The following is a 19,030-nucleotide window of genomic DNA, read 5'->3' as shown; positions in this document are numbered from 1 at the left end:
CTTCGACGCGGAAAATGAAGGCGGCGCTCACGCGCCACCCTCCGTGAACCGCCAGACGGAAATGCCGAGCCGGCGAGCCTTGTCGGCCAGGTTCTCGGTGATGCCGGAGCCGGGGAAGACGATTAGTCCGTAGGGCATAACCGAGAGCAGCTGGTCGTTGCGGCGGAACGGAGCCGCTTTCGCGTGCCGGTTCCAGTCGGGCTTGAAGGCGATCTGCGTGACCTTGCGGTTCTCGGCCCAGCAGGCTGCGATGCACTCGGCGCCGCGCGGGCTGCCGCCGTGCAGCAGGACCATGTCGGCGTGCTTTTCGCGGGCCTTGTCGAGCGCGTCCCAGATCCGGTCGTGATCGTTGCAGTCGAGGCCGCCGGCGAAGGCGATCTTGGTGCCGGCGGGAACCAGCACCTCGGTCTCGGCACGGCGGCGAGCGGCTAGGAAATCGCGGCTGTCGATCACCGCTGCCGTCATCGCCTGGTGGGAGACCTTGGAGCCGGTGCGCGGCCGCCACGCCGATCCGGTCTGAGCCTCGTAGAGGTCGGCGGCCTCGTCGCGCATGATTTCGAGCACGTTGCGGCGTTCAACATAGGTGATGCCTTCGGCGGTGAGCCGTTCCAGCTCGACTGACTTCACCTCGGAACCGTCCTGTTCGTTCTGGCTCGAGCGCTGCGCTTCCTCGTTGCGGTCAAGGCTGCGGGCGACGCGCTCGGCGGCACGATGGAAGACGTTGGTGAAGGACCAGAGCAGGTCGTCGAGGTCGGGTTCTAGCCTGGTGTCGCCGAGCATCCCGGCGAAGGTCTCGACGATCCCGGCGAGGCCGGCCCGGATCACCTCGTCGTCGGGCAGCGGCCGAGGATCGGGCTCGTCCTGATGCGGACGATGGCCGTAAATCTGCAGCTCGAGGATGACGCGGTCGGTCGGCGACGAGGCGTGGTAGGGCTCGTAGGCGTCGTCGAAAGGAAGTTCGTAGGTCATGGTGTGTCTCCGTCGGTTGTGGCCGGGCGCAATAGCGGCCTGACAGCGACGCCCGGCCGCGCCCCGGGCGCGGCCGCACCGAAGGCCGGAGCGAAGCGGAGGACGGCGCAGCCGTTGCGGCCGCGCCCGGGGGGTGGCAGGGATCGCCTCTCAGGCAGGCCGCGGGCGCGGCCTTTCCGAGGGACCGCCGCCATGGCTGCGAGATTTTCTGTGACGCCGCCCCTGCCCACCTGCCGGCCACTCGCCGACCCTTGGGCCGTTCATCCGGACGGAGGCAAGAGACCGGCATCGTCCGGGAGGAGCTGATCGCGCAGGCACGCCGCGAGTGACGCCGGGCCGAGGTAGCGCAGATCGTCGTTGAAGTCGCCGAGCTGCGGGCGAAGCACCATGGCGAGAATGCCAGCCTCGCCTGCACGCTGGCTGAGGCGTCGGATGCCGTGCCGGCCGGCGGCGTCCGCATCGGCGGCAATGTACAGGCGACGGCAGCCAGGCGGGAAGGTCAGGCCGGAGAGGTGATTGGCCGAGGTGGCGGCGGCGACCGGCAGTCCTGCCGACACCGTGCGCAGCGACGCCATAGTCTCGAAACCCTCGCCGGCGGCCATGGCCGGAACGGGTGCGCCAGGTTCGCGGCCGAGCCAGATGGCGTTGCCGAGAAGATTGCCGAGCGAGCGGCGCGGATCAGCAAGCTGCGCCTTGCCGTTGCCGGCCGGGTCCAGCCACGTGCGCTGCAGGCCGGTGATACGTCCGTCGAGCGAAGTGACGGCTGCGATCAGGGCGGGCAAGGTCAACGTCTCGCCGGTGACGAGATCGCGGTAGTAGCAGCCGGGGTGGAAGCGCAGGGCGCGCTCGCGCGCGGCAAGGAGGATGCCGCGCCCAGCAAGATAGGGGTCAGAACAAGAACTGTTCCCCCAGACACGCTAATATCGAACGAAGCGCGAACACGCGTGATTGATCTGTAGATGAAGCTGCTGGAAGGTTGAAAGAGACAGCCTGATGGCGGCCAATTCTCCCTTGAAGCTGTGTGCCAAGGGAGAGCGCGAGTGGGTAGAAGAAGGCTTGTCAGCTCGAAGGAAGCGGCGATACTTCTGGGTATAGCGACGGATGAGGATAGCCTGATCCGTCACTTTACACTGGATCCGGCAGATCGTTTGGAATGCGAGCTCCGCCGCCGACCGCAGAACAAGCTGGGCTTCGCGGTTCAGCTTTGCACAATGCGTCAGACGGGGCGGCTCTTGTGGGATATCGAGCAGCCGCCCGCGGCTGTGATCAACTATCTTGCGGATCAGCTCGGTATCGACGCCCGCCTCTACGCCTTCTATGCACATCGAGCACAGACGCGTTTCGATCACAGCCGGTCTTTGATGGGTTACCTTGGTCTCCGGACTGCCTCTAAAGACGACCGCCGCGCTGCCCTCGTAGCTGCAATCGATGCAGCGGCCAGTGGCGATCACGGGTTCCCGATCGCGACAGCAGTCATTGCCGAATTCCGGAAACGAAACGCGCTCCTTCCTTCGCTACATTCGATCGAGAAAATCGGCCTCGGCGGTCGCGCGATAGCTCGCAGACGTGCTGAGAAAGAACTCGTCGAAGGTATCCCGCCTGATCGGCTTGAATCGATGGACGGGTTGTTGGAGGTTGACCCGGCGATCGGCCAAACTCGCTTTCATTGGCTGCGATCGGCGCCAGAAGCGCCGGGTGCGTCAAACCTGGTCGGGCTGACAGAGCGGATTGCCTTCCTGCGCAAGCTGGAAATCAATCCAAAATTGCAGATGCGCATATCGTCTGGACGGTGGGACCAAATAATCCGTGAGGGTACCGCCACGCCGGCATGGCTGGCCAACGACTTCAATGCGAGCCGACGGCATGCTTTGATCGTGGCGCAGGTCATCAAGCTCGGCCAGAAGCTCACCGACGACGCAGTGTCGATGTTCATCAAGCTGATGGCTCGGTTGTTCTCGCAGGCGAACAACCGCAAAAAGCAGCGGCAGATGGATTCCAGGCGGGATGCGGCCAAGGCGCTGCGCATGTTCCTCGATACGATCACTGCACTACAGTCAGCCAATGACAATGGTCGTAACGCTTTGGATGTTCTCGATGAAAAAGTTGGTTGGGATAGACTGGTCCGTATGAAGCCGGAGCTCGAATTGATGGTCAAAGATAGCGAGGCGCCATCCCTGGTTTTGGCGGCCGAACAGCACACTAATGTGAACAAATATGCAGGGGCGTTCCTGCAGACGTTCACGTTCCAGTCGGCGCGGCGCGGTGATCCGCTTCTGGCGGCAATCTCGCTGTTGAAGCGCATGTATGCCGAGCGGCGTCGGACACTCCCGGATCGTGTTCCGGTCACCCACCTCAGCCAAGCCGATCGACGGCTCATCTTCGAACAGGAAAAGCCCGATCGTCGTCTCTACGAGATCGCCACGCTCGCCGCTTTGCGAGACAGACTTCGATCTGCAGACATCTGGGTCGACGGCAGCCGGTCGTTCCGGCCGATTGACGAGCATCTCATGCCGCGCGCGACATTCACCACAATGAAGGAGGAAGATCGCCTCGGACTCGGCGTCCATGGTGATGGCGCGGCTTGGCTTGCCGAAGCGAGTCAGATGCTCGACTTCAATCTGAAGCGATTGGCGCACAGAGCAAGGTCCGGAAAGCTCGAAGGTGTTCGTCTTGAGGCCGGGACGTTGATCGTCACGCCGACCGCCGGCGAAGTCCCCGCTGCAGCCGAGGAACTCAATGCCGAAATCAGCGATATGTATCCGATGGTCGAGGTGCCGGACCTTTTGAGGGAAGTGCACGATTGGACGGGCTTTGCCGACCACTTCACGCATGTCCGCACCGGCGATGTCCCAAGAAATGTCTCGGCCATGCTGGCCGGCGTGCTGGCCGATGCGACCAACCTGGGTCCGAAGCGGATGGCCAGCGCATCAAAAGGAATCAGCGCTCACCAGATAGGCTGGATGAGAACCTTCCACGCCCGATCGGAGACATATCGTGCTGCGCAAGCATGCATCACCGATGCGCACACCCGGCATCCGCATTCTCGGCTTTGGGGCAATGGAACGACCGCGTCATCCGACGGGCAGTTCTTTCGCGCCAGTGATCGCGCCGCCAAGCGCGGCGACGTCAATCTACACTATGGCAGCGAGCCGGGCTCGAAGTTCTATAGCCATCTGTCAGATCAATATGGTTACTTCAGCATTCTGCCCATCAGCCCGACCGAAAGCGAGGCGGCCTATGTGCTCGATGGGCTATTCGATCAGGACACGATCCTCGACATCCAGGAACATTTTACCGATACAGGCGGCGCAAGCGATCACGTCTTCGGGCTGTTCGCCCTGATCGGCAAGCGGTTCGCACCGCGGTTGCGGAACCTCAAGGACCGGAAGTTCCACACGTTCGAGAAAGGCGATGCATATCCGGCGCTGTCGAACCATATCGGGGCACCGATCAATGCCACCCTGATCCTCGATCATTGGAATGATCTGCTCCATCTGGCGGCGTCGATCACGACTCGATCCGTGGTGCCGTCCACGATCCTGAAGAAGCTGTCGGCGTCACCGAAGGAAAGCCAGCTCGCAAGGGCGCTACGGGAGCTTGGTCGGATCGAGCGATCGCTGTTCATGATCGAGTGGTACTCGAGTCCGGTATTGCGCAGACGCTGCCAGGCCGGCCTCAACAAGGGCGAGGCCGCTCATAAGCTGAAGCGCGCTGTCTTTTTCCACGAGCGTGGAGAGATACGCGACCGATCATTCGAAAGTCAGGCATTCCGCGCGTCCGGTCTCAATCTCGTCGTCAGCGCAATCGTCCATTGGAATACGGTCTATATCGAACGGGCCATCACCCATTTACGCAATGTGGGTCGCGCAATCTCCGACCATCTGCTCAAGCACATCTCGCCGCTAAGCTGGGAGCACATCAATCTGACAGGCATCTACACATGGGATGCGGAACATCAGATGCCTGAAGGTTTCCGGTCGCTCAGACTTCCGGTTCGGTTACGCCGCGCCGCCTGATGTTCCTGCTCTGTACGGCCTTAGCGTGTCACCGGGAACAGTTCTTGTTCCGACCCCTTTTTTTGGCATCCCTCAAGCCTCCACCGGCCGTCTGCTGCGTAACGTAATTTGATAGACCAGGATACGAATGATGCATTATTCTGTATCGGGACGTCACCACGATCATTGTTCTATATCATAGGCGTTGACCGAGGCCGCGCAACGCGTTAGATATAGCATCCTGATCGCTGCCATCATTTGATCTGGATTCTACATCATGGCATACCAGAGTGAAAGCCTGATCGCGCAAGCACGCGAGATCCGCGAGGCCTCCGGCGTTAGTCAGCGCGCGCTCAGTGAGCGGGCCGGGCTGACGCAGAGCCACATTTCCCAAATTGAGAGCGGCAAGTTGGAACCCGGGCTGTCGAGCTTCATCGATATGACCCGCGCGCTCGATCTCGAGCTCATGCTGGTGCCGAAGAAGCTCGTGCCCGCGGTGTTGGGCTTGGTGAAGGCCCAGGCGATGCCGGACATGCATATCCATGCCGGTCAGCCAAACGACAAGCGCTTCGCCCGCGCAGAGCGCTTGGTCAAGAAAATGAAGCACCTCTACGGGAGCTCGGCCGATCTCGATCGCATCGAAGATACAATTCGTTTTCTGCGGCGGGTGAACCTAAGCGACCAAGAGATGCAGCTGGTGCGCGAACTGATCGCGCGACTCGAGCGATACCAGGCGAGCGCACAGGCGGCACCCGTCGTCCATGACATCGCGCAGAACCTGCAGCGACTGCGCAATTCCCTCGCCCATGCCGCTCCGTCGGAGCCGCGACCAGCATATTCGCTGGACGATGGAGATGCCGATGCCTGACGTCTCGGTTCTCGACGTGCGGCTCTACGACCAGCCTATCGGCACGCTGACCCATTTGCAGGGTGAGCGGACGATCTTTGCCTTCAACGAAGACTACGTGGGGGACCCGGATCGACCTACCCTCAGCCTGTCGTTCAAGGACGATCTGGGTGGCCTCATCACCAAAATCCGCCCGACGCAACGGCTTGTACCGCCATTCTTCTCGAACCTGTTGCCGGAGGGCGGCCTGCGCCGCTATCTCGCTGAGCGGGCCGGGGTCAATCAGCAGCGCGAGTTCTTCCTGCTTTGGGTGCTGGGCCTCGACCTGCCGGGAGCACTCTCGATCCATCCAGCGGTTGGCGGCTCCCTTCCGCCGGGCGACGACGAGGAATTGCCGGCGAACGCTAAACCCAATGCGCTGCGCTTTTCGCTCGCCGGTGTGCAGCTCAAGTTCTCCGCCTTCGAGAACGCAGGGAAGGGCGGGGGCCTGACCATTCCCGCTGAAGGCGTCGGCGGCTCGTGGATCGTGAAGCTCCCGTCCCAGCAGTTCACCGGCGTCCCTGAAAACGAGTTCTCGATGATGACGATCGCTGGCATGATCGGCATGGAGGTGCCGGTCATCAACCTCGTCGACCTCGATGCGATCTCCGGCATTCCCGAAGGCGTTGGCGAGCTGAAGGGCCAGGCGCTTGCTGTCAGCCGCTTCGACCGAACCGGCGACGGCCCCATCCACACCGAGGATTTCGCGCAGGTGTTCGGGGTCTTCCCGGACGACAAATACAAGCGTGCAAGTTACGCCAACATCGCGCGAGTCATCGGCAACGAGGCCGGAGATGCCGGCGCCGCCGAGTTCATTCGCCGCCTTGTGTTCAGTGCTCTGATCGGCAATGGCGACATGCACCTCAAGAACTGGTCGCTGATCTATCCCAACCGGCGTACTGCCGCGCTATCGCCTGCCTACGATCTGGTGTCGACCATCCCCTATATCGAGGGCGAGGACACGGCCGCACTCAATTTCTCTCGGACCAAGAAAATGGCCGAGTTCGATGCCGATGAGCTTCGGCATCTGGCGGCCAAGGCACTTCTGCCCGAAAAGCTCGTCATCGACACCGCGGCAGAAACCGTCCGACGTTTCCGGCAGGTCTGGGAGGCCGAAAAGGGGAATCTTCCTCTGGCCGCCGACGTCGTGAAGGCGATTGACGGCCACGCTCCGACCGTGCCGCTCTACAATGAACTTGCATGACGGAGGTCCCGGTCACGAACACCCGTCACCGACTATCTTCGGATCAAAAAAGAGGGCGGGCCATGTCGCCTCGGGAACCATCGCTCGAGTTTGTATGCCCCCGATGCGGGGCGACGATCACCGAAACCATTGACGAAGTTCCGAGCTACGATGTTCAGGCAGACCGCGAATCCGACGCACAGGGCTACGCCGAACAGACGGTTGCCTGCCACGGATGCGAGCAGCAATTCGCTGTCGGTATCCGGAATACTGGGGCCTGCCTCGTGGCGAACCTGATGAATGAAAATATCCATGTGAGCGTGATCGATGATCCGGTCAATACTTCCGACGACCCATGGGAGGTCGAAGCGTATCAGCGCGAGAACCTACCGAGCGACCCGGCACAGATCTTCAAATTTGCGACCTACGACATCGGTCATATCGCCGCCGAGATGGAGGGGCGGGGGCTCATTGACGCGCTGAACCGCATGCTGCTCGTCCAGTATTTTTCCGCCATCGAAGCATACCTCAGCGATCGTCTTATCAGACTGGTGCTCGATGATCCGAAGGCAATGTCAGCTTTGGTGAAGGGGAACAAGGAGTGGGTTGCCGACAAGATCGAAGTCGTTGAACTCGCGTCCAATCCAAACGCTTTTCGCGATTGGGTACACATGCGGCTGCGCGAGTTGATGTACCATAACTTCGTGAAGATCGATCACTACTACCGGAGCGCCCTCGGTTCGACCATGTTTCCAGACGATGCGACCAAGAAAACGCTTATGGAGTTCGTGCCGGTGCGGCACGATTGCGTCCATCGCTACGGTCGCGATCACGATGGTCGGGAGCGATCCATAAGCAAGCCTGACCTGGAGAGGCTGAGCGAAGCCCTCGAAGGCATGGTCACGCACGTCGAGGCCGCATTCGCTCGGCGGGGAGAGGCTGGCTGAGGCGGGGACCATGTCTATTCATTCTGTGGTTGTCGACGGACCGCTGGCGTTGCGGATGCAACGGCTCGATGCCGCTCGTGAAGGAGCCACCGGGCGCCAGATACTGACCCTTCCCCTTCTTGCCGCACGCCTCGCCGGCGGCTTTGTCGCGCCGGCGTCACAGGAGGTCTTGTATCCCGCAATAAGACAGGCTCTCGACGCTGGCGGATATGAAGACATCGGCAAGGTTTCCGGCTTGCCCGGAATGCCATCAGCCGTGCTCTCCGCTCTCCGGAGCTGGTGGGACGCCGGCACCCCAAAGAGCATACCGGACAACGCCCGCCTTTGGGACTTCACCTTGCTGGAACGACGGGTGCGAGAGACATTGCCTCCGGGGACAATGGTGCCACCCGATCTTATCGATGCGGCGGTGAGGCGCCTGCATCTCGCGCCGAAATTGCTCGGTCAAGTCACCATTCACGAAGTTCCCGATATCAGGCCCGTCTGGCGCCAGTTCCTCGTCCAACTTTGTGACGTTGTTCCAGTCCGATGGGTTGCGTCGTCCCATAGTCGACGGAGCTGGTTTCCCGGAAGGACGGAAACCGCGCCCGTGGGATTGAGTCTTCTCGTTGCGGCCGATGTCTGCGCCGATCCGCGAAGTGAGGTGCGCGAAGCGCTCCGGTGGGCCCGCGCGCGGATAGCCGAGGACGGCATCCCTCCAGAAGAGATCGCGATCACGGCAGCCTCGCCGACAACCTGGGACGACACGTTCCTGGTGCTCACGCGCGAGGCCGGACTTCCAGTACACTTTACTCACGGCATTCCAGCCCTCGCGACCCGCGAAGGGCAGACCTGCGCGGCACTCGCCGACATCCTGTTGAGGGGGCTGTCCCAGGAGCGCGTTCGCCTTCTCTTTGCCCGTATCGCTCCGGTGCGAGAACAGATCCCACTTGATTGGGCCAAGGGTTTGAAGCGGAGCGCTGCGCTGACCACTCGGCAGCTTTGGCGGCACGCCCTCGAGCAGGCGCGGGCCGAGCGGGCTGACGGGGATCTTGCCGAGCGTACATTGCTGCCGGTTCTCGAACTGCTCTCTCGCGGTATCCCGGAGGCGGATCGCGCGGGACGCCGCCTCTTGCGCGGACCGGCGCTCACCTTGTGGCAGGACGCCTTGCGCATGGCACCGCCACAAGCGATCGAGCTGTCGCTGCAGGCGCTGCGTGTTGATGATGGACACGAGCCCGGCAATACCATCGTGTGGGGGCCTGCCCATCACGTTGCAGCGGCCCCCCGCAAGCATGTCCGCCTTATTGGCCTCGCAGCGAATGCTTGGCCACGACGGCCGAGCGAAAACCCGCTGCTTCCTGAACATCTGCTCGAGCCTCTTCGGCTGCCGTCAGCCGATATCGCCAACGACGATCGAATGACGCACGACATCATCGTCAGCCAATCGGCCGACCACAGCCTCTCGCGTGGACACAGAAGCGCTACGGGCGCGCTGCAGGCGGCGAGCACATTATGGAGACGCGATCGGGAACGAATTGTGGGTCGGAGCGCCATCCCGCGGCACGCGTTCAGCGAAAGCGACCGCCTCTACGCCAGGCCGGCCGATGCGGGCAAGCAACCGCAGGTTCGGGCCAGCCGCGCCTGCTGGCGCGCCTGGCAGGACAGCGACTGGCATACCGCCCATGACGGGCTCGTTCGGGCAAACCATCCCCTCATTCTGGGCGCACTCGGCGAAGTGCAATCAACAACCTCGCTGCATCGCCTTCTTTGCGATCCACTCGGATTTGTCTGGGAGTACGCACTCCATTGGCGCGAACCGAACCTCGATCCCCAGCCACTCGCGCTCGATCATCGTGCGTTCGGCGAACTCGTCCATGCGCTCATCGCGGGTGTGCTGCGACACGGAGCACCGCGAAATGTCGATGAGATCGAGATCGGCCTTACGGATGAAGCCAAGCGTCTGGATGACGCCTGGCCGATCGCACGGGCCGTCCCGCCAGGCCTGCTCTGGCGCCACACCATGCGGCTTGCCTGCGAACGTGCCTCGCGCGGGCTGAGAGATGCGCTCGGCGAAGCCCGCGGCACGGCCTGGACCGAACTCGCTTTCGGCGAGCCCATGGATGGACCTCACCCGTGGATCACACTTTCGCCGGTCCCCATCGGGACAACCGGCATTGCGTTTCGCGGCCGCATAGACCGGCTCGACGAGGACGGCTCGAGGGGCGCGGCCATCATCACCGACTACAAGGCGGGTGCGGCGCCGGAGCGGAAGAAGTCCGTCGTCTTCGACCGCGGCGCCGAACTCCAGCGTGTCTTCTATGCCCTAGCCGCCAGATCGCTGCTGGCAGGCGTTCGCAACCTCGAATCGCGGCTGACCTATCTAAGGAACGAGCCCGCCCGCACGTTGAGCCTGGTCCATGACGAACTGGCAGCCGCGATCGACCAGGCCATCTCATTCAGTGGAGCTGGCGCCGACCTTCAGCGGGGCGGTCAGATCGCACCGGGTCCGCAGCCGGAGTTCTTCGATCCCATATCGATCGCGCTTCCGGCGGACCCGGAGGCCTACCGTCGGACCAAGCAACGGCCGTTCGCGCAGGTAAACAGCCCGCTTGGCAAGCTTTGGAGCAGCCCGTGACCCTGCCTGACCTGGATGCTCGCAGGCGCGCCCTGACCGATTTCATCTCCAACATACTGGTCGAGGCGGCGGCCGGCACCGGCAAGACGTCCTTGATGGCCGCCCGCGTCGCGATGATGATAGCGAGCGGGATTGAACCGTCCAAAATCGCCGCGATCACCTTTACCGAGCCTGCCGCGAGCGAACTCGAAGCGCGGATTCGCTGGACGATCGGTGAGCTTCGCGCGGGACGAGTTCCACCAGCGCTTTCCAATATTGTCACCCAGCCTTTGGATGCCGACGCGGTCGCACATCTCGAGGCCGCGGCCCCGCGTCTCGATGAGATTACGGCGACGACAATCCACGGTTTTTGCCAGGCCATCCTTCGCTCCCACGGGCTGGCCGCAGGTCTGGATCCCGGGTCGCGCGTCGTCGACGGGACGGTCGCCGAGGCCCTTTTCGATGAAGTCCTCTCCGAATGGCTGACGGCGAAGCTGGCGGACGGCGCGGAAGATGGGGCGATTGCCACCCTGGCCAAAGACGATCCGCTGGGCGTTGTCGAGCGTGTTCGCGAACTTGCCATTCTGCGACGGGATCACCGCACCGCGACCACGCCTCCACCCGATCTTTCGTCTCGGCCAGATCGCACCTTTGCCGACGCCGTCGCAGCGATTTCCCGGTGGCACGCAGCCGGGCCTGGAGAGCCGGGGACGGCGGACTTGATCCACGACCTCGAGCGTCTTGCTGCATTCTACGAGGGCTCCCTGGAAAATCCCGACTTTCAGTCCCTTTGGCGCTTGACCCAGCCGCCACACTTGAGCGCGATGCGGCCGAAGTCCATCGACCTGCAGCCGTACAACAAAGCGACAGCCTGGAAAGGCATCCTTGGCGAAGCCGAGGGCCAACGTCGCGGCGGCGAGGCGGCCGCCCGCTTCGAGCAGGTCGGTAAGACCTATCGCATCTTGATAGGGTCGATCGCGCAGAGGCTCGTACACGAGCTTGCCGCGCTGTTGAGCGAAGTGATTGACGCCTACGACCGACGCAAGCGCGAAGCTGCGGTCCTGGATTTCGACGATCTGCTGCTGCAGGCCCGTATTCTTGTCTGCGAGCATCCGGAGATCCGCGACTGGCTCGCCGGCCGCTACCCGCATCTTCTCGTCGACGAATTCCAGGACACCGACCCGGTCCAGGCTGAAATCGTGTTCTGCATCGCCGCCAGCACGCTGCCAACACGATGGGATCAGGCACGCCTTCGGCCGGGCGCTTTGTTTCTGGTTGGCGATCCAAAGCAGGCGATCTATCGCTTCCGTGGCGCCGACATCGAGGCTTACGCGCTCGCCAAATCGGTGATCTCCAAGGCGGCCAACGGCCGTTTACTTGCCGTCACCGCCAATTTCAGATCCCGCCAGGAGGTGATCGAGCACGTCAACCAGGTCTTCCAGCAGGTTCTCGGCAAGGCCGGGCAACCCGGTTTCGTGCCCCTGGCGGCGACCCTGAACCTGCCGCCACTGTCTTTCCCCGCCGCGGTCAAGCTGACGATCGACGTCCCGCGCGATGCCCGCGCCGAGGAACAGCGCGAGGCGGAAGCAGCCGCGGTGGCCGGGCTATGCGCGCGCCTGATCGGGACGCTCACAATCACCGAGACGGATGGCAGCGAGCGGCTCCTGCGCGCCGGTGACATTGCGTTGCTTGCGCCCACGCATACCGATCTCTGGCGCTATGAGCGCGCCCTTGAAGGACAACGGATCGCTGTCGCATCGCAGGCAGGCAACGCGCTGTTCCGCCGGCAGGAGTTGCAGGATCTTCTCGCCCTCGTTCGTGCCCTGGCTGACCCGTTGGACACGCTCGCGTTCGGCGCGCTCATGCGCGGTCCCCTCGTGGGGCTGAGCGACGAAGAATTGCTCGATGTAACGGCCGCACTCCAGTCCGATGCCGATGGGCGCCGGCGATTCCAGCTTCGGACGTCGCCTGACGAGGTTGTCCATCCCCTTGCGCGGGATATCCTGGTGAAGCTCCAAAAGCTGCATCGCCTCGCGGCGGAGCTCACGCCCATGCAACTCCTGGCCTATGCGATCGAGCGCATGAACTTGCGGGTGGTGATGGCCGCGCGTCACGGCCAACGCAATGCCCGCGCCCTGGCGAACCTCGATGCGATCGTCGAACTCGCCCGGCCCTATGGCGTTGCCGGTCTCCGCGCGTTTGCCCTCGACCTCCAGCGCGGATGGGAACGCAAGCGCCGCCACCCGGAAGGAAGGGTGGACGTTTCCCAGGACTCTGTCGAAATCGTCACCATGCACAGCGCCAAGGGCTTGGAATGGCCTGTCGTTATCACAGTCAACTCGTCCACGCGCTTCAAGCCTCAGGACCAGTTCGTGTATCGGCAATCGGACGATACGATTCACTGGATCGTCGGAGGTCTCGAACCGCCAGAGCTTGCGGCCGCCCGCGAAGAGGAGGAGTTCCGGGAAGCGAGGCAGCGCGAGCGGCTGTGGTATGTCGCGACCACGCGTGCCCGCGACTTGCTGGTCATTCCCGACCTGCCAGGAGCCGCCTCGCGCTCATGGTCGCGGGTGATGGATCTTGGCCAGAAACGCCTGACCGAACTTCGAACGGACTCATTGCCCGCCCCCGTGGCCAGCCCTGCCCATACCCCCACGAACGAGCAGACGGAGGCGGTCTTCGCGGCTGAGGCCGAGCGGATCGTCGCGGCCTCAGCCCCCATCGTCTGGGATCGTCCGAGCGAGCGTGATGCCGATCGCAGCGCAGACAGCATTGACAGCTTCGTCGTTGACACCACATCGGATGGCCAGCGAATAGTCGGAGCCGGCGCGCTGCGCGGCAACGTGCTGCACAAGCTCATGGAAGAGCTTCTCAACGGTGAGCTGCCATCCATCCGAGAGGAGGGCATCCAGCGGGCGGCCGAATTGCTGCAGCAGCTGCAACCCATTGTCGATGACGAGGCCGACATGGGGCGGCCGGATCCAGCCGAGATGGCTACAACGGCGCTGCGCACACTCGGCCTGCCCGAGCTCACCCCCTATATCGCGCAACTGGTGCCTGAGATCCCGCTCTGGGCCGCCACCCCGCCACGCTTCCTCGCTGGCCGAGCGGATGCGGCCGTAATCGAGGGCGATCGGATCGTTCTGGTCGTCGACTGGAAATCCGACGTCAATCCGGACCCGGCCGCGCAAGGCGCGCACGCGGCACAGCTGCGCGACTATCTGAGCGTGACCGGCGCTCAGCGTGGCGCGATCGTCTACATGTCAGCTGGGCACGTCTCCTGGATCGAGCCTTAATAGGGAATTCACCAGGCCGGATTGAGGATCGCCGACGCGGAACAGACCAGCACGTGGCGAGATCCACGCGTCATCGCGACATAAAGGTTGCGGGCATTGAGAGCGCCGGCGTTGAGAACAACGCAGATGTCGGCCTCGAGCCCCTTGAGGAGCAGAGTGCTGCCGACGGAGCGCCTGGCCAGTGGTCGTCCGACGAGCCGCGACTGTTCGCGGATCGCGACCGTGGCCTCACGGAACGACGGTCCTTCGGGTGAAGCCGCAAGCTGCAAGGCTCTTTGTGCCGCTGCAAGGACCGCCGGTCGATAGCATCGCACTCCACCGGCCCGGTTGATCGCAACGAGCAGGTCCGAGACGGCGCCTGGCGTTCGCTCTTCCTCGAAAATTACGGCAGCCCGTTCCATGTCCGACAAGGCGCGGCCGAGCGTGCCCGCCCTAGCCGATGCGGTCGAACGCACAAGGTCGTCCGCGGAAAAGTTGCTCATCAGATTCTCAGCAAAGTCGGCCACCACGGATAATGCTTCCGGTCGGCCAAGATCGAGCGACGCACCAAAATCGGTGAGGTCACGCAGGTCCACCGCCTCGACCGTCACCGCGCCATCGACCTGGCGCGCGAACCGACGCTGGCCGCGGGGATCGATGCTATCGCCGATAATCAGAACCTTCGTGTCGCCAGGAGCTGCGACAGCGGCGGCCGCGAGACGAAGCGCGTCATCCCGCCGGCCGTCGAGCTGGATCCATGTGACACCAGCAGGCGCTGCGCGCAGATCGATCGGCGCGCCTCTTGCGAGCTCGGGTCGTATCGACAGCAACCACTGCCCCAGTTCGGGAGCCCCTGCATTGATCCATCTCCAAGGGGTCTTGAGTTCCCCGACCACGGGGAAGAACGCGACAACCTCCTTCTGCCAGTCCGCCAACGGGTCCCCGCCGAAGCCGAAAATGGATTGAAAGGGGTCTCCCACGATTGCTGTCGGCAGGCTTTGGGCGAGCCAGGTCACCAGCGCATGCTGGCGGATCGAACAATCCTGATACTCGTCCACGAACAGTTGCTCATAGCTGGCGGCCAGGACGTCGTGCAGGTGCCCGGCCGCTACCAGGCTCGCTGCGGCATTCCGGATGGCGTCGTAGTTTGGGCGTGCGCCGCTGACGATCCTAGGATCGTGTCCCGCCCGCTGCGGAAATGTCGATATGAGCCGGATCGCAAAGCCGTCGAGCGTCGCGGCGCGATATGCAGCCGGCTTCACCCCGATCTTTTCCAGGCGACCGCGCAGCGCGGCCACTCCGGCATTGGTATGGGTCAGCACCAGAATTGGCTTCGCCGTGTCGTGCCGAGCCAAGGCATCGACAATAAGCTGCGTCTTGCCGCAGCCGGCCGGTGCGATCACCAGCCCGCGGGTTATCGTTCGGAGATCGATTTCAGCGGGCGCCATCTGCAACCCAGTCCAAGACGCCGTCCATCACGCCTGTCAGGCTGATGTCGGTGTCGTCGTAGGCCGGCCCGACAATGGTTCGCCCCGCTGTTTCCATGGTCGTGATGGTTTTCAGCCAGCCGAAGCGTGCGGCCGCATTGCCGAGAAGCGTGCGGCTATCGGGGCTGAGGCCGTCAAGCAGCACTTCGATTTCAAGATCGCTCAGCGACGTCGCTCCGTTCGAGATGGTCTTGACATGCGCCTCCACCAGTGCGCGGTCCTTAACCTCGATGGCGAGTTCCAACAGCTTGCCAGCCGGTCCGTCCGGAAGCGCGGCGAAGAGTTCCTGCTCCAGCGCCCGCCCGCCGCCCCAGTCGAAGACGTGCCCGCCGCCCGCCAGGAAAGTCGCTTCCGCAGCCGCCGGCGCGGGCTTGTCGCTGTCCCGTAGAATTGCCACCCGATATCCGAGAGACTGAAGTGCATTGGCGCGGCTGAAGGTTTCGTCGCCATTGCCGTTGACGAGAGTGGCGCCGCAAGCCGCCAGCGACCTGTTGCCCGCTGCGGTAAAGTGCTGATCCAGGCCGCGCATGAGGCCGATCTCACTGCCGCCTTCACACACAACGATCGAGGTGGCAAGCAGGGCATGGGCGTGAGCACGGACTGTGCCCTGCACGTCGCCGGCGTCGCTGGCGCGCGTGACAATGTGCTCTCCGCCCTTTTCTCGGACGATATGCAGTTGATGAGCGCTCAATTCCGTGACGGTCGTCGGAGAGTGAGTTGTTGCAAAGACCTGCAACGGCGGCACCTGTTCCTTTGCACCGAGCGCTCCCAGCAACCGGATGATACGGTGCGGCTCCAGACCGTATTCGAGTTCATCGATCAGGAAGGTCGTTGCCTTGTCCGCGGCTTTCCGCTGCAAGGCCGCAATCAGCAGACGCGACGAGCCCAGGCCGAGTGACCTCAGCGGTATGCCGTTCTCATCGTGCAGCGAGATCGTCCCGCCCGTGAAGCTTATCGAGCCGGCATCGATAAGGGCCTGTACGGCCGCGCCGACCGGCACGCCCATTTCGCCAGCGGCGGCGGTGACGAGCTTCAGAGAATCGTCGAGTTCCTTGAGTCCCGCCTGGTCGAACGCATCCCGCATCTCGCGGGCCAAACGGGTCAGTTCGCTCGACGTATCCGCCTTGCCTCCGGTGAGCTTGCTCAGCACGGAGCCGCGGCGCCACGTCAGATGAGTATCCCCGGTAACGCCGAGGCGCGCCGGCGCAGTTCGCGTGCGATCAGCCCAGTTGAGGTTGCGCGTGCGTCCCGCGGCCTGGGCGCGAGGCGATATCAACGACCATTCCGGCTCGAGATCACTCCGCACCGTGAGTTGCAGGGTCAGCGCCGTTTCGATCCCCGCTCCCGGTTCGGGCTCGATGATGCCGGTGCCGGCGTTGAATCCCACGAGGAAATCGCCATACGCGTCTATGTTCTTAAGCGGCTCATCAAGGGCACCAAAGGTCACGGAAATGCGGATGGGCTGATCAAAATCGATCCCGTGAAAATCCACATCCGTAAAGGACAGCGATCGCCGTGCGCCGAGGCACAGGTCGATGGCGTCGAGGATAGTGGATTTTCCGCTGTCGCCCGGCCCAATCAGACAATTTACGCCCGGACCCGGCAACCAACGAAGCTTCCTGATCGCGCGAAAGTTCTCGATTTCGAGCACTCGGATCAATGTCATGCCGTTCCACTCCCCCAGGACATGGCCGTGTCGGCTTTCCCCTATGCCGTCCTCTCACCGACATGTTCGGTGATTGAGGCATCTTTCTGCTCGACATGGCGCAGGAGGTTCGACGCTGGCAAAGGGCGCGACGCTCATGATGCCCCGACATTGGCCGGCGCGACGTTGAGATATTGCTCGAGCGCCTCGATGCTCGCCATGACCTCCGCGAAAGCGGGCGGCGTTCCGAAAATCATCGCCGACATCCGCTGGTAGTCCGCTGCGAGCTTGGCTCGCATGTCTTCCGTCGGGACCAGGCGATAGCTGCCCGGCACCGCGTGGTCGTAGCGATGATCGGGCGCGCGAAACATCAGCTGCTTGTGCTGTCGGCAGGCCTCGGCAAGCTCGCGCATGGATGCAGTTGCGACACCGTAGTCGGGATGGGTCCAGATCTGATGGACGTCGTAGTAATGACGTGAGTACCGATTGAGGTCGGGCACGGGTCGCTCCGGATTGGCATCCTGACGCCGCTTCTCTGTCATCTCCGTCATCGCATGCAGGATCAGCACCTTCTCCCAGAAGGTCCGCTCCGGCTTCACCGTCGTCACGTTCCGAACAGTCAGGCTCGGCCCGTCCGGCATTTCGCCAGCTAAATAGGGCACGATCTCCCGCGGCTCAGCCGGCTCGGGGTCGGGGCGCGCGCCGCCCTCTATGCGGACTGCCGCCTGTACATAGCCGCCCGCGGACTCGAAAACGCTCTTGTAGCCCAGCACCAGAATGTCGAGCGCTTCCTTGTTGCGATAAAGATCAAAGCCGAAACCCAGCGAAAAATGACCTGGCCGCTCGGCTGCCTCTTCGACGGCCGTGAGCTCCTTGGCCAGCAGCTCCCTCAGCGGTCCGGAGATATATTGCCGCGCGGCCTCATCGACTTTGTCAGCGAGCGCGCGTTGCTGCTGATTGACGGAGGGCAGGGCGGCAATGTCGGCTTCGAGCGGGACGTGGAGATCGGCTTTGTAGATGCCGATGTCGATGTCCTCGGAGAATCGGCGGATCAATCCATACGCTTTGCTGAGGCTGGTGCCGCCCTTGAAGTAAAGACCAATCGGATCGCCTCCGCGGCGGTTGAACAGGAAGTCGAGCACCCAGCAGACGTAGAGATCCTTTTCGACGTTCGCCGCTTGTGTTTCCAGATGGGCCGCGACCGTCTCGAAGAGAGCACGGCGTTCACCGACGCTCGAGCGCAGGATCTCAATGAACGTCTTCTGCATGATCGCCCTTCTGCGTGTCTGTTTCGGTTCGATCCTCGGCGATTCTGCGCGTAATTGTCTCTGCCAGCGGATACATCCACGCGGGGACCGCATGAATGTTGTCGCGCAGATCGTCCACGACCTTCTCGCGGTTCGGGTCCCGCGCGAGGTGCCGTACGATGCCGTTCACGGCGGCATCAAAGCTCGACCTCTCGTCGCGAAACCATGTGAGCGCCTGAACCACCCGCATGGCCGGCCGCCCAGCCCAAAATGCCGTCTTGGCCGCGATGCGCTTGAAATCGAGCTTGTAAATGACCGGCATGGCCGCCTTCGGATCGCCGGCGTTGGCTTCGATCTCGATCGTTCGGGGATAGGTATCGGCATAGATCGTCGAGCGCGCCGGGACGGCCGTCGTCAAGCCGAGATCGTTTGCGGCGGTCATCCCGTCGACAAGGACGCGCAGTTTGTCGCGCCGCGCGATCGCGTCGATGAAGGAGGAGCGAGGTGGAAACACCATCTTGCCGGTCAGCGTGCTGACGCTGGGCTTGTCATAGAGACCGCGATAGGGCCGGCGGATATCGCCTCGCAGGGTCAGCCGTTGCAGCGCCTTCTCGACGGCATTCGGTGTCCCGATGTCGAGGAAGTCCGCCCGCGACCAAACCCCGGCCGGCGCGGCCTGGGCCATCCGGTCGTGAATGCGATCGAGCGTGTCGGACGTCGGGTCGGGCATTTGGGTACCATTTCTGACCGAAGATTATATATAAAAATTGGTCAGTAGCAACCAGCATAGGATGACTGAC

At 63.0% G+C, this 19,030-nt stretch carries 11 protein-coding genes and 1 pseudogene; 6 read left to right on the top strand and 6 right to left on the bottom strand.

Annotated elements, in window-relative coordinates:
- Positions 1–27 precede the first annotated feature (27 nt).
- Positions 28–969, bottom strand: a complete 942-nt coding sequence (locus tag DY251_RS16230) for a DUF2493 domain-containing protein (protein WP_116624963.1) — start codon at positions 967–969, stop codon at positions 28–30.
- 260 nt (positions 970–1,229) lie between these two features.
- Positions 1,230–1,862 (bottom strand): annotated as a pseudogene (locus DY251_RS16225) (DUF7146 domain-containing protein); the annotation flags it as partial.
- Between the two features lie 147 nt (positions 1,863–2,009).
- On the opposite strand from DY251_RS16225, the gene DY251_RS16220 reads away from it, so the two are divergent.
- The 6 genes from DY251_RS16220 (at position 2,010) to DY251_RS16195 (ending at position 13,872) form a co-directional block, all read left to right on the top strand.
- On the top strand, positions 2,010–4,985 hold the full coding sequence (locus tag DY251_RS16220; protein WP_116624962.1) for a Tn3 family transposase: 2,976 nt from the start codon (positions 2,010–2,012) through the stop codon (positions 4,983–4,985).
- Between the two features lie 256 nt (positions 4,986–5,241).
- Entirely contained in the window at positions 5,242–5,832 is a 591-nt protein-coding gene (locus DY251_RS16215) for a helix-turn-helix domain-containing protein (RefSeq protein ID WP_116624961.1), read from the top strand.
- Positions 5,825–7,054 carry a type II toxin-antitoxin system HipA family toxin gene (locus DY251_RS16210; protein ID WP_116625019.1) on the top strand — a complete coding sequence of 410 codons (1,230 nt, stop codon included), beginning with the start codon at positions 5,825–5,827 and terminating at the stop codon, positions 7,052–7,054. Before DY251_RS16215 ends, DY251_RS16210 begins: the two co-directional genes overlap by 8 nt.
- 62 nt (positions 7,055–7,116) lie before the next feature.
- Positions 7,117–7,980: a hypothetical protein gene (locus tag DY251_RS16205; RefSeq protein ID WP_116624960.1), complete on the top strand. Its 864-nt coding sequence runs from the start codon at positions 7,117–7,119 to the stop codon at positions 7,978–7,980.
- Positions 7,981–7,990: 10 nt separating this feature from the next.
- Entirely contained in the window at positions 7,991–10,597 is a 2,607-nt protein-coding gene (locus DY251_RS16200; RefSeq protein ID WP_116624959.1) for a PD-(D/E)XK nuclease family protein, read from the top strand.
- Entirely contained in the window at positions 10,594–13,872 is a 3,279-nt protein-coding gene (locus DY251_RS16195; RefSeq protein WP_116624958.1) for a UvrD-helicase domain-containing protein, read from the top strand. The genes DY251_RS16200 and DY251_RS16195 overlap by 4 nt, the downstream gene beginning before the upstream one ends.
- A gap of 8 nt (positions 13,873–13,880) precedes the next feature.
- Here the strand turns inward: DY251_RS16195 and DY251_RS16190 are convergent, their stop codons facing one another.
- From DY251_RS16190 to DY251_RS16175, 4 genes are all read right to left on the bottom strand, one after another.
- Positions 13,881–15,299: a UvrD-helicase domain-containing protein gene (locus DY251_RS16190; protein ID WP_116624957.1), complete on the bottom strand. Its 1,419-nt coding sequence runs from the start codon at positions 15,297–15,299 to the stop codon at positions 13,881–13,883.
- The gene (locus DY251_RS16185) at positions 15,286–17,004 is read right to left on the bottom strand and encodes an ATP-dependent nuclease (protein ID WP_116624956.1); all 1,719 of its coding nucleotides are present in this window, start codon (positions 17,002–17,004) and stop codon (positions 15,286–15,288) included. Before DY251_RS16185 ends, DY251_RS16190 begins: the two co-directional genes overlap by 14 nt.
- Positions 17,005–17,138: 134 nt before the next feature.
- Positions 17,139–18,251, bottom strand: coding sequence for a nucleotidyl transferase AbiEii/AbiGii toxin family protein (locus DY251_RS16180; protein WP_116624955.1), 1,113 nt, complete (start codon positions 18,249–18,251; stop codon positions 17,139–17,141).
- Complete coding sequence (locus tag DY251_RS16175) at positions 18,232–18,960, bottom strand: DUF6088 family protein (RefSeq protein WP_116624954.1); 729 nt, start codon at positions 18,958–18,960, stop codon at positions 18,232–18,234. Before DY251_RS16175 ends, DY251_RS16180 begins: the two co-directional genes overlap by 20 nt.
- Positions 18,961–19,030: the final 70 nt, after the last annotated feature.

The sequence above is a fragment of the Mesorhizobium denitrificans genome, from assembly GCF_003403035.1.
Classification (GTDB): domain Bacteria; phylum Pseudomonadota; class Alphaproteobacteria; order Rhizobiales; family Rhizobiaceae; genus Mesorhizobium_G; species Mesorhizobium_G denitrificans.
Note: the sequence above shows the minus strand (reverse complement) of the source record. Positions and strands in the feature narration are given on the sequence as shown.

What these genes read in the sequence shown, in the direction of transcription:
- DY251_RS16175 (WP_116624954.1), bottom strand. Translation starts at nt 18,960, where the DNA reads ATGCCCGACCCGACGTCCGACACGCTCGATCGCATTCACGACCGGATG.
- DY251_RS16215 (WP_116624961.1), top strand. Translation starts at nt 5,242, where the DNA reads ATGGCATACCAGAGTGAAAGCCTGATCGCGCAAGCACGCGAGATCCGC.
- DY251_RS16200 (WP_116624959.1), top strand. Translation starts at nt 7,991, where the DNA reads ATGTCTATTCATTCTGTGGTTGTCGACGGACCGCTGGCGTTGCGGATG.
- DY251_RS16230 (WP_116624963.1), bottom strand. Translation starts at nt 969, where the DNA reads ATGACCTACGAACTTCCTTTCGACGACGCCTACGAGCCCTACCACGCC.
- DY251_RS16205 (WP_116624960.1), top strand. Translation starts at nt 7,117, where the DNA reads ATGTCGCCTCGGGAACCATCGCTCGAGTTTGTATGCCCCCGATGCGGG.
- DY251_RS16210 (WP_116625019.1), top strand. Translation starts at nt 5,825, where the DNA reads ATGCCTGACGTCTCGGTTCTCGACGTGCGGCTCTACGACCAGCCTATC.
- DY251_RS16190 (WP_116624957.1), bottom strand. Translation starts at nt 15,299, where the DNA reads ATGGCGCCCGCTGAAATCGATCTCCGAACGATAACCCGCGGGCTGGTG.
- DY251_RS16180 (WP_116624955.1), bottom strand. Translation starts at nt 18,251, where the DNA reads ATGCAGAAGACGTTCATTGAGATCCTGCGCTCGAGCGTCGGTGAACGC.
- DY251_RS16185 (WP_116624956.1), bottom strand. Translation starts at nt 17,004, where the DNA reads ATGACATTGATCCGAGTGCTCGAAATCGAGAACTTTCGCGCGATCAGG.